An 11,721-nucleotide genomic window follows, 5' to 3' on the forward strand; every position below is an offset into this window, starting at 1 on the left:
GCTAAAGCGACGTTTTTCTTTTTTCTACTTGTGGTCAAGAGACGGGCTAGAATACCCTCATAATACCTAAATTGCCGGCTTGCAGTATAAGGTAGCTGGACGCTACCGACACTTACCTACATTCCCAAGAGCCTAGCAAGCAGTGGATATATACAACTACTCAGCCGCACCGTTGAGTTCTGCTTGATTACGTTCAAATGAGACTTTCTCGCCCTCAACATACTTACTCCATTGTTGCGCCATGCCACGACTTGCCGCGAACTTTTCCGCTTCAGCCAGTTGATTCAGCGCATCGACAAAGCGACGTTGATTGTAATATGCCATGCCCAACACTAAATGGGCGGTGCCCTGATTGGATAAGCCACCTTTTTCCATGGCTTTTTGGGTGGCGGCAACGGCCTTATCCCACTCTTCCATATTAAGATAAAGCTGCCCTAACTGCGCATCCAAATCACCATCTTCGGAGAGTTCAGCCGCTGCCTGTAACACTGGCACAGCCTTCTCATTTTCTTTCGCTTGCGTCCAACATTGCGATAGGAACTTAAGGTTGCGTAGATTCCGCTCCAACGTGCCCGATGCCAATGCCTGCTCCATCAAGCGAGCACATTTGTATGGAGCCTGATGGAAATAATACAATTGCGCTAAATTAAATGTATCTGATGCAGAAGTAACATAGCCCTGCTGATATGCAGCTTCCATCAACGCATATTGCTCTTGCTCGCGCTCTAATTCGCCGTACATCGCCGCTAACTGAACCCAGTATTTCGGTTCATCAAATAAACGCACCATTTTCACCAACACGTCTTTGACTTTTTCTGGTTGCTTGAGCTCATAGAACACAGCGCGTTGCAGAATTAGCCAAGCTTCATCTGGCAGCATACCTTCAGCTTCATGGTCTTCAATCGCTTTAGTGATATATTGCTCAGCTTCAACATATTGCTTGTTCTGGTAATAGGCTTGCGCTTTGATAACCAGATTCTTCGGTGGCACGGGACCTTTATTTAACGCTTCCCAGCGCTCTAAGGCATCAATACTCTCGGCATAATTACCCCGCATTAACTGCAGTTGCGCAAGGCTGAATAGGGTTGTTTGCTCAAAGGTTTCCGGGATCGGATCTTGCGCTACCACCTGCTCAAAGGATTCAATGGCTTTGTCATAATCTTCGGCGTTGTAATAAATAAAGCCATAGAAGTTATACAACATAGCCAGCTCATAGCTATTCATAGAGCTGGCTTTTGACTCAACCTCATTAAGGATTTCAATAGCACCCTCAACATTACCCTCATCAGCAGTCGACTGTGCACGCGACAATTGATCGTACACGCGAGAGCGTAAAGCCGGCACTTTGCGTGTTTGCTTTTGACTGGCTGCGGTTTCTTGAGCAACTACTGGCATCGCAGTCATACTCAAAGTGCCCAACAAGAATGTGAACGCTGCGCTGCGAATAAACCAGTTATTTTTGTGCGATCGTAATACCATCAGGATCACCCATCTATCTTAAAGGTTATACGGTTTTGCACGCCAGACACTTCTGTCGGCTCACCATTGACTACGCGCGGCTTATATTTAAACTTCAGCGCAGCATCTAATGCAGCTTGTTCAAAAATGCCCTGCGGATTAGCCTCTACCACCACAGGGTCTCGCACTGAGCCTTGCTTGGTTACGGTAAACTCAACGATAACAAAACCTTCAATCCCGCGTTGCAACGCTCGCCGGGGGTAAACCGCAGCAACTTTAACAATCGGTAAATATTCGCCATCGCCGGATTCCAGTGCAAGACCACCGTCTAAGGCAACATCACCCGATACATCCGCCGCAAAATCTAACCCAGCACCTTCACCGTCCGGTGAGGGAGAATCCATTTGCGGCTGCTCCATTGGCGGTGGCGGCTCCTTCGGAGGCGGCGGCTTACGCGGTTTACGTTCTTTTGATTCTACTTGCTCGTCCTGCTTCACGCGCACAAAATCAAGCACGCTGCCCTCGGGCGGCTCAGTTAGAGCACTACCGCCAGATTGGATCAGCGACTGCATCAAAAAGAACAGTCCTAGCGTGATCGCAAGTGAAAGAACAATGGCACTTAAAAATCGAAGCATTTTTTACGGCTCTTGTGCAGCAATTGATACGTCATAAACCCCAGCTGCTCGCGCAGCATCCATTACCTTGATCAAGGTTTCAGTGGTCGATTTACGGTCAGCTTGGATCACCACCGTGCCTTGCGGGTTCTCTGCATGTAAACGCTCAATGTTGGCTTGCACCGCGCGCACGTCGATGCGACGCTTATTGATCCAAATCTCACCGGTATCCGAAATCGCGACTAAAATATTTGCGCGATCCTTTTTCACTGCAGTGGCAGCATCTGGGCGATTCACATCAATTCCCGCTTCCTTCACAAAAGAGGCGGTCACAATGAAGAAAATCAACATAATAAAGACCACGTCAAGCATGGGCGTCATATCGATTGTTGCTTCTTCTTCATCGACTAAATTTTGAAAGTGCTGCTTCATAACTGAATTCCTCTTCTCGATGCCCTAGTGCACCGAAAAACATTAACGCTGTATTTCCATGGCATCTTCAAGATGCATACGCTCGGATTTAACTGTCCGCGTTAACCAGGTGGCTGCAAATACCCCTGATAACGCTCCGACCATGCCTGCCATGGTTGGAATAGTGGCCTTTGATACACCGGATGCCATTGATCGTGCATTGCCCGAACCCGATATCGCCATCACATCAAATACTTCGATCATGCCGGTAACGGTTCCCATCAAACCGAGCAAAGGGCATAACGCCACCAGCGCTTGAATGATAGGAATACTGCCATTCAGCTGAATGCTCAAATTTGAAATGGTCTTCTGGCGAATTTGCTCAGCAAACCAAGAGGAACGGTCTTCTCGAGCCCGCCATGCGCTGATGGCGGCTTTCTTGTCCTGCTTATACGTAAAGAACAAGTACAATGCGCGTTCGAGTATCAATAGCCACATCACGAAGATCAGCAGACCAATGACCAAGAGAACTTGGCCACCTGTCTCCGTAAAATCGCGAATTGCTTCGAATATCTCGATCATCGGTTAGCTCCGCTCAGCACGTTCCGCGATAACGCCAGACGCTTGTTCTTGCAGAATGTATACAATGTTTTTACTGCGCGTATTTAACATGGCGTAAAGTAAGGTCGTTGGGATCGCAACCACCAAACCCAGTACCGTAGTCACCAACGCGGTGGAAATACCACCCGCCATCAATTTTGGATCGCCAGTACCAAACAAGGTAATCGCTTGGAAGGTGTTGATCATACCGGTAACTGTACCGAGTAGACCCATCAACGGCGCTACCACAGAGATAATTTTAATAATCGTGAGGTTTCTACCGAGTTTAGGTACTTCACCCAAGATAGCTTCAGTGAGGTGCAATTCTAGAGACTCGGTATCCGCTTCTGGATACTTGTCTTTGACCTGCATAACACGCCCTAGCGGGTTATCGTTTTTAAACGTATCCGACTTCAACTGACGGTTTACCTTAGCGCGAATAATTGACAACGAAACTAAACGCTCTAAAGAAAGCAGCAAGCCAATTGCACCCACGATAAGGATGATGTAACCCACGAGTCCGCCTTGCTCAACACGCTCGCGCAGGTTTGGCGCTTGCACCAACAATCCAAGGATTGAACCACCGGTAGGGTCCACACCAAACTGAACTAAATCACCGTTTGACTCTTGCAACGCCGCTGCACTGTCGTTGTAACGAGCGGCCGGTTGACGCACGAGTTCAGCTACGGTGCCAGTAGCGCTATTGAAGTCTAGGTACATGCCATCAGCGACTAGTGCGAAAGGTCCAACCCGTACGACTTCTTTGTTAACTTTCTGACCGCCTGCTTCAACTACATCAGTAGTAAACTTAGTGACTTTGCCTGACTCTGTCATTTCGCGCTGGATTTCAAACCAAACGCGCTCTATCTCTTCAATCGATGCCAGTTTAGAGCTTGACCCCATAGACTGTGCCATTTCGTCGAGGAAGTCAGCACGCCCTGGAATTTGCGCAGATATAACCGAGTTATAGAACTTGTTTTTAGTGTCGCCAGCCACCTGCTGCAACACACCAAATAACTCTTTCAACGAACCTAAACGATTGTTTAATGTCTCGTTCAAATTGGCCAATTGAATTTCGTTTTCTTCAAAGTTTGTTTCCAAGCGCTCTGAGGTTTGCAGCTTTTGATCACGCAACTGTTCAGTATTGCGTAAAATCTGGTCTTGCTCAGCGCGTTTTGCCATGAACTCTTGTTCACGTTGGGTATTCTGTTGTGACTGAGCAAACTTGCCCTCTTCCAATTGCTTTAACAGCGCGTCCAGGTCGAGCGCGCGATCTTGCGCAACAGCGGCACCAGTGAGAGCACTGAAAGTTACCGCGGCAAGTGTCATTTTAACTAACTGTTTCATTGCTAACCTCTTAATCCGTCAATGCCACAGGCAACATGAGAAGATCCGGTGCCAATTGCTTTTTAGCCATACGTAGGCCTTTGGTCACCTGGGTACGATAGCTGGAATCCAGCTCCTGCCATTGGCGCGTTTGTTTGTTCCAAACGCCCTGGCGACTTGCATCACGGGTTTGCCAAATTAAGGCGGTGCGACCTAGGCGTAAGAATTCCACGTCACGCTCTTCGCCGTCGATCACATGGATCCCGTTGTACGCTTCCAATGTCCGGCCATAATCCATTTCTACCTGATAGGCTTCCATAACCCGACGGAATTTCTCTGAAGGTGCTACGTCAGCGCGATCCATCATGGCTTTTAAATCCGCGATACGCTTATTGCGCTCTTCTGGCAAAAACGGCATATCTAACGCAACAAATTGCTCCAAGCCTTCAATCATACGCAGCATCAATGGTGTAATTTGGCGTTCAATGACACTCACTTCGTCAATCGCAGAATTGAGATCAGCCATTTCCTGTTCTTGATTGGAAATCTGGCGGCGCAACTGCTCGTTATATACGTCTAAGCCTTCAATCTCCTTATTCAAGGTCTTGAACTGTTGAAGCTTGTCATCAATTTGATCGGTGATTTGATTGATACGTTGTTGCGAGGTTGCCGCAGACTCATTGGTTTCCTGAGCGACTTTAACCACAGGCTCCAAATACTGGTCCTCCTGTGCGTGCGCTGGCAGCAATACCAAGGCACTGGCAAGCAGGGCAAACGATAGTGAATTCTTAAACGTCATATGCGCATATCCTAGATAATTAAAAAGTCGGCAAAATCCGACTATTCAAACTGGCGGGAAGTATGCAGAACATCTATGACAGTTTTATTACATATTGCAGATTAACTATGACAAGAATGTCATAACTTCACCTGATGGATAGCCCGATGAAACCGCTAACGCCCCTACCCGCAATAACATGAAACGCGCACCCTATGCTTGCAGCAAATGATCCGGCTTAGACAGCCACAGATGTAAGCGACAGCGTATTAATGGCGATAGTCGGTGCATCCTCTGGTGTCCCGGCAACGGCAATGGCTAAGCTGAGAGATTCATTCAACCAGTACTGTTGTAAAAGCCAAGATTTATCACACAAGGGTGCGGCCTTGCACAAATACGCAGTTTGTACACGGTCATAAGGCTTGTGAACCACACTAAACTGATTAAATGACTGCGACATACCGACGCCCGCGGCTTTGACCATGGCTTCTTTAAGCGTCCAGAGTTGATAGAAGCGGCGGGGATATTCGATACCCGAATGTGACGTCAGGTAAATTATCTCCTGCGGGTGAAAATAATGTTCTGCAATTCGCCGTATCTGGCGCTTTGGTTTAATGACTTCTACATCTACCCCAATATCGCGTCGTAAACAAACCGCTAGTGCATACCACTGCTCCGTATGTGACAAGTTAAAGCACAAGTCTGTGGGCGGATTAGTCATGCTGGGTTTGCCGTGTTGATTGCGGGTAAAGCTAAGCGATGTTGGTGCACAATCAGAATGATATTGCGCCAATACATGGCGCAAAAACGCCTGTTTGATGACATAGTTTTGCTGTAACTGTGCGGACTTCTGGGCTGCGTATGCTTGCTCGGTTGGCGTCAATAGGGAGCGGCAGGCAGCGAGAAGTGCGGGTGATACAGTTGCTGGCGATTCAAATAGCCAAACGTTTATTTCGTTGCTGTGCAGTTCTGCATTAATATTCGGCCAGATTGCTTGGGATTGCATACGCTTTATCGCTCTATTATCTGTCGAGCATGATAACACCATTCCACTAACCAAAACCTTTGTTGATTAGGACTATGGTTCAGACTTTCTGCCGCACTGAACACAACATCAGTTTTGCCCAGTTCAAAATGACCGAATCACTCGCTTTTTTCGTGGCGCACAAAAGTGTGCAAACATTGATTCTAACGGGCGTTTCACTTACTCTTCGCAATAATTTTATGGGAATGTTGTTACAATAATGGAAATTGAAATTATTGATTACGACTCGTGTTCAGCTGCGGGAATTAATCTTCCCCAACTACGCGATGCGTTACGCTCCTACCAGAGTGGATTAGTCAAAAATTGTATCCCCGGGTCAGATATTGATACTTGGATCGGGAAAGTCGCAGACATTGATCACATCAATGACTTAGGCGAATGGCAAAGTCGCAACAATGCGCTAGCAGCACTCGGACTTGAGCAAGGCACGCTAAAAGCAACCATTGCGCAATTAACGCAGCGTTACGGTGCCGCACGCATCGGCATCGTTATGGGCTCAAGTACCTCCAGTATTGACCGCACAGAAACGGCTTACACCCAGCTCGATGGCAACAGTGAATTGAGTCCGGATTTTCGCCAACCGTTAGTGCATAACCCGCATGCTCCGAGTCTGTTTGTGGCTCATTATATAGGGATCAAAGGCCCCGCACTGACTATCAATACTGCATGTTCCTCTTCAGCGAAAGTATTTGTTACTGCTGCACGCTGGCTTGAGCACAACATTGTTGATGCGGTATTGGTCGGCGGTGTGGATACCTTGTGTTTGAGTGTATTGCACGGCTTTAACTCGTTGCAGTTGTTATCTGCTAATCCATGCAAACCCTTTGACCAGCATCGTGATGGCATCAATTTAGGTGAGGCGTCAGGTTATGCCATTTTGCAGCGCAAAGGTGAAAATCAGCATGCGCTAGGAATAAAGCTTGCTGGATATGGTGAAAGCTCTGATGCGCATCACATGTCGCACCCACATCCGGAAGGACTCGGTGCCCGCATGTCAATGACTCAAGCGCTCAAACGCGCCAAACTCGATGCCAGCGTGATTGACTACATCAACCTGCACGGCACATCGAGCCGCGCTAATGACACCATTGAAGGTGGCTTAGTCGCAGACTTGTTTCCACGGACCACGCAATGTTCTTCTACCAAGGCATGGATGGGACACACCCTCGGTGCTGCTGGGATCACCGAAGCCATAATCACCATGGATGCGCTAGTTACTGATTTATTACCTGGGTCAATGAATCTGGAAACACTCGATGAAGCACTGAATTTTTCGATCCAGGCGAATAACCAAACGCGCAAATGCAATCACGTGATGACCAATTCGTTTGGCTTTGGTGGTAATAACTGTACGTTGCTTTTTAGTCGGGTGGAATAACATGCAGGCAAAACAACTCACATGCAAAGTGGCCAGCATTGGCACATGGAATGGCTTCTTTGAGAATTGGGCAGCGCTACAAGCGTTGTTAAACGGCAGTCCATTGCCCGCAGACAAACTAAAAAGTCCAAAACCAGGGATCATCCCAGCCAACGAGAGACGTCGAGCGCCATTGCCGGTAAAGTTGGCGATTGAAAGCTCCATGCAGGCAACGTTAGACCAGCAAATTGACCCCAAAACGTTAACCTGTGTATTTGTTTCTGGCTTAGGTGATACCGACCTAACTGATTACATGTGCAAAGTCTTAGCGTCTGATAATAAAGAATTGTCACCCACCAAATTTCATAACTCGGTACACAATGCTGCGGCTGGCTACTGGACCATTAGCACGGAGACCATGAGTGCCGCGAATTCAATTGCTGGGTATCAGCAATCGGTATCACTCGCCTTATTTGAGGCAATGGTGCAATGTCAGTCCGAGGGTGTGCCAATCTTGGTCACCTTCTACGATGCGCCGGTTTCTCAGGTATTGCAACCACTCCTACACAATCAAGAAGCCTTTGCGTTTTCACTAGTGCTATACCCAGCCAATAGTCCTAATCCAGGACAAGTAATCACTGCAACGGTCGAGCAGCCACCAACCTCCGTCGATTGGCCTGCTCTGACAGTAGACAATGACTATTTAAACTTGCTGTATCAGTCAAATCCATCTGCACGCGTGTTATGTTTGGCTGAATTACTCAACAATCCGTCGTTACTCGATGGCCACTTAATAATGCCACTGAGTGAATCGACCACACTGTCGCTCCAGATTTAGTAGGTTCAATATGCAAAGTATTCAGACTGATATTATTATCGCTGGTGGTGGACTTGCTGGCATGACTCTCGCGTTGCAAGTGCTACAAGCGCAGCCAAAAGCTAAGATAGTCATTATCGAAAAGAATACATTCCCAGTGCACGATACGATTGCCAAAGTGGGGGAATCGACCGTCGAGATTGGCTCGCATTATTTAACTGACGTGCTGGGACTCAAAGCACATTTTGACCAGCATCACCTGCGTAAGCATGGGTTGCGTTGCTTTTTTGGCAATGTGAATGGTGACTATAGTCAGTATGATGAGCTTGGCGTTAGCGAACTGTTTGGCATACCAACCTATCAAATTGAGCGCGGGGTGCTGGAAAATCACCTCTATCAACTGTTGCTCGATAAGGGCATAACCTTTCTTGATGGTGCCACTCCAAGCCATATTTCATTGGGTCAAAATAACCATCAGGTGACCTGTGAACGCGGTGACCAGACCTATACCATCAATGGCCGTTGGGTCATCGATGCCGCCGGTCGACTGGGATTACTTAAAAATCAACTGGATCTGGCGCAAGATAATGGCCATGAAGGTAACGCGGTTTTCTTCCGGGTAAATAAAAAGATTGTCATCGATGAGTGGTCTGACGCTAAGCATTGGCAAGAACGCTTAAATGAAAGCGGCACCCGCTGGTTAAGCACCAATCATTTAATGGGACGCGGCTATTGGATTTGGATCATTCCACTGGCCTCTGGTGCTACGAGCTTTGGGGTCGTCATGGACGACCAAGCATTAGCCGACAGCAACATTACAACGTACTCTGACACGCTGCAATGGTTGCAACAAGAACATCCAAAGTGTGCTGAGGCGTTGGCTGATGCCGAACTCCTCGATTTTAAAGTTATCAATAACTATTCCTACGGGTGTAAACAAGTATTTTCACATGAAGGCTGGGCTTTAACGGGCGAGGCCGGTGCATTTGCGGATCCGTTCTATTCACCAGGCAGCGATTTTATTGCCCTGAGCAATACCTTTATTAGTAAACTCATAGAATGTGACTTACAGGGTAAAGACATAACTCTAACCAGTATTCTCTATCAAAAGTTTTATCGCTCCTTTTATGACAACACACTATCACTCTACAAGGGGCAATACGGCGGTTTTGGTGACCGACGCATGATGTCAATCAAGTTAGTATGGGATTACACTTACTATTGGGGGGTGTTGACTCTCCTATTCTTTACCAACGCGATAACCGATATCGAGCTAATGCGTAAGTTGAATCCCAAGTTGATGCGCGCACAGAAGCTGAATGGCAAAATGCAGATGTTGATGAATGCGCGGGCACAAAAACGATTGGTAATGCCTGCCAAAGGGGTTTTTATGGATCAATATTTGGTTCCTTGCCTCAAGCAATTGAATGAGACCCTTAAACAACCCAATATCGATGTTGAATCAGCGTTAGCAGACAATCTCATGATGATGGAAGAAATCGTGCCTTATTTCGCCGAAATGCTGGCTGATGAGCCGGATAGTGAAATCAAATCCAGAGAACGTGCGTTGTTAGGCAATTATCGCACTAGCGTATTAGCTTAATGCAGCATCAGCGTCCTGGCATACGCAGCCTCGTAGTTGGTTTTTTGCTTGCTACGGTAATAATCAGTTATCCATTTTTAATCTATTCCTACATCGACATCTATAGTCCTGCGGCGTTCGCGGGCCTGTTATTGTTGCTGCTTGGTATTCGCTTTGTGGTGCTTTATAAAAAGCCGAAAATCAGCGATATCGCGATGTTACTGGTTATGGTTGGATTCTGCGCAAGCGCGATCTGGCTGAACAGTGAGTCTTTATTGCGCTTTTACCCTGTCTTAATGAACTTAGGCATTGGCTTATTGTTTTTCACCTCCCTTTTTGATGAAGAGTGCTTAATCGCACGTTTTGCCAAGCTCAGCGGCAAAGTTCCACCGGCTGCTGCCACAGGCTACTTGCGCACGTTAACGCTACTCTGGGGTTTATTATTGTTTTTAAACGGGGCGATTTCTGCCTATACGGCGTGGTATACTACTTTGTCGACTTGGGCGCTCTACAACGGTTTTATTGCCTATGCCGTGATGGCGATTTTTGCGCTTGGCGAACTGCTTTACCGACGACATTATAAAAAGAAGCACAACATAATCGATGATTAATACACAGCACACAGTTTTGGCGAACCTATTTGAGCAGCATCATGGACCTGACTTTCTTGCGATCGAAAGTGACGATACTGCGGCTCAAATAAAACTATTTGTCCCTAGAACCACCCTATGGTTTGACGGTCACTTTCCTGAGCAACCCGTTCTGCCTGGTGTGGTGCAAATAGATTGGGCAATTAAATTGGCCAAAGCGCTCTTCCCCATTACTGATAAGTTTTCACAAGTTACCAATTTAAAATTTAAATCCGTCGTTATGCCGGATACTGAATTAACTCTGGAATTAGCCTTCGCTCCTGCTAAAGGTAGTGTTAGCTTTCACTACTTTAATACAACTGAGTCCTTTTCAACTGGGAGTGTAAAATTTCATAACCTATGAACTGTTGTATCATTATTCCCCACTACAAACATGACCAGTTGTTTGCGCGCTTTTTGCCTAAGCTACTGAAACTGGATCTACCGTGTATCGTTGTTGATGATGGCAGTGATCCAGACACGCAGGCGCGCTTGACCGATCTATTGGCAGCATACCCCAATGTGCATCTGTTTAAGCACTTCACCAACCGTGGCAAAGGTGCTGCAGTGATCACTGCATGCTACCATGCACGGGCCATGGGATTTAGTCATGTATTACAGCTAGACGCCGATGGTCAACACAACATAGACGATGCTGCGCAACTGTTGGCGTATGCTGAAGCGCATCCGCAAACCATTGTGTGTGGACGGCCTTTCTTCGACGAGTCGGCCCCAAAAGTGCGCGTGTATGGCCGTAAAGTGACTGACTTTTGGGTGGCGTTAGAAACCCTCTCTTTGCAAATCAAGGATGGTTTATGTGGCTTTCGTATTTATCCGTTGCAAGCCATGGAAACGGTAATTGATAATTACTATATCGGACCACGCATGGATTTTGATCCAGAGATCTTGGTGAAAGCCGCATGGGCTAACATTGATATGCATTTCATCCCAACAAAAGTTATCTATCACGCTGAGACTGTGTCGCATTTTAATTATCTGCGCGATAACCTGCAGATGATTAAATTACATATCCGTCTGATTGCCGGCATGCTGATCAGGCTGCCCAAATTACTTTATCAGCGCGTTACAACGCTAGTGAACTAA

At 47.0% G+C, this 11,721-nt stretch carries 13 protein-coding genes; 6 read left to right on the forward strand and 7 right to left on the reverse strand.

The features are described from left to right. Window positions 1-156: 156 nt before the first annotated feature. The 7 genes from AC121Z_RS13755 to AC121Z_RS13785 all read right to left on the reverse strand — a co-directional run bounded on the left by AC121Z_RS13755 (window position 157) and on the right by AC121Z_RS13785 (window position 6,193). A complete protein-coding gene (locus AC121Z_RS13755; protein WP_498124603.1) occupies window positions 157-1,479 on the reverse strand; it encodes a tetratricopeptide repeat protein in 1,323 nt (440 codons plus the stop codon). A gap of 5 nt (window positions 1,480-1,484) precedes the next feature. Further along, window positions 1,485-2,093, reverse strand: a complete 609-nt coding sequence (locus AC121Z_RS13760) for an energy transducer TonB (protein ID WP_498124605.1) — start codon at window positions 2,091-2,093, stop codon at window positions 1,485-1,487. A gap of 3 nt (window positions 2,094-2,096) precedes the next feature. After that, window positions 2,097-2,504 carry an ExbD/TolR family protein gene (locus AC121Z_RS13765; protein WP_100656134.1) on the reverse strand — a complete coding sequence of 136 codons (408 nt, stop codon included), beginning with the start codon at window positions 2,502-2,504 and terminating at the stop codon, window positions 2,097-2,099. Between the two features lie 42 nt (window positions 2,505-2,546). After that, window positions 2,547-3,065 carry a MotA/TolQ/ExbB proton channel family protein gene (locus tag AC121Z_RS13770; protein WP_100656135.1) on the reverse strand — a complete coding sequence of 173 codons (519 nt, stop codon included), beginning with the start codon at window positions 3,063-3,065 and terminating at the stop codon, window positions 2,547-2,549. Between the two features lie 3 nt (window positions 3,066-3,068). Next, window positions 3,069-4,412 carry a MotA/TolQ/ExbB proton channel family protein gene (locus tag AC121Z_RS13775; protein WP_498128261.1) on the reverse strand — a complete coding sequence of 448 codons (1,344 nt, stop codon included), beginning with the start codon at window positions 4,410-4,412 and terminating at the stop codon, window positions 3,069-3,071. Window positions 4,413-4,440: 28 nt separating this feature from the next. Next, complete coding sequence (locus AC121Z_RS13780; protein ID WP_498124607.1) at window positions 4,441-5,208, reverse strand: DUF3450 domain-containing protein; 768 nt, start codon at window positions 5,206-5,208, stop codon at window positions 4,441-4,443. Between the two features lie 217 nt (window positions 5,209-5,425). After that, on the reverse strand, window positions 5,426-6,193 hold the full coding sequence (locus AC121Z_RS13785; protein WP_498124609.1) for a 4'-phosphopantetheinyl transferase family protein: 768 nt from the start codon (window positions 6,191-6,193) through the stop codon (window positions 5,426-5,428). 238 nt (window positions 6,194-6,431) lie between these two features. Between AC121Z_RS13785 and AC121Z_RS13790 the strand changes: the two genes are divergently transcribed. From AC121Z_RS13790 to AC121Z_RS13815, 6 genes are read left to right on the forward strand one after another with little or no spacing between them, the layout of a single operon-like run. Beyond that, window positions 6,432-7,610: a beta-ketoacyl-ACP synthase gene (locus tag AC121Z_RS13790; protein WP_498124611.1), complete on the forward strand. Its 1,179-nt coding sequence runs from the start codon at window positions 6,432-6,434 to the stop codon at window positions 7,608-7,610. Between the two features lies 1 nt (window position 7,611). Continuing rightward, entirely contained in the window at window positions 7,612-8,427 is an 816-nt protein-coding gene (locus AC121Z_RS13795; RefSeq protein WP_498124613.1) for a beta-ketoacyl synthase chain length factor, read from the forward strand. Between the two features lie 10 nt (window positions 8,428-8,437). Continuing rightward, complete coding sequence (locus AC121Z_RS13800) at window positions 8,438-10,009, forward strand: NAD(P)/FAD-dependent oxidoreductase (RefSeq protein ID WP_498124615.1); 1,572 nt, start codon at window positions 8,438-8,440, stop codon at window positions 10,007-10,009. Next, window positions 10,009-10,599 (forward strand): COG4648 family protein, encoded by a 591-nt coding sequence (locus AC121Z_RS13805; RefSeq protein ID WP_498124617.1) that lies wholly within the window; start codon window positions 10,009-10,011, stop codon window positions 10,597-10,599. The genes AC121Z_RS13800 and AC121Z_RS13805 overlap by 1 nt, the downstream gene beginning before the upstream one ends. A gap of 16 nt (window positions 10,600-10,615) precedes the next feature. Continuing rightward, window positions 10,616-10,981 carry an ApeI family dehydratase gene (locus AC121Z_RS13810; RefSeq protein ID WP_498124618.1) on the forward strand — a complete coding sequence of 122 codons (366 nt, stop codon included), beginning with the start codon at window positions 10,616-10,618 and terminating at the stop codon, window positions 10,979-10,981. Between the two features lie 53 nt (window positions 10,982-11,034). Beyond that, on the forward strand, window positions 11,035-11,721 hold the full coding sequence (locus tag AC121Z_RS13815; protein WP_498124620.1) for a glycosyltransferase family 2 protein: 687 nt from the start codon (window positions 11,035-11,037) through the stop codon (window positions 11,719-11,721).

The organism is Alteromonas sp. DYW1 (genome assembly GCF_059752595.1).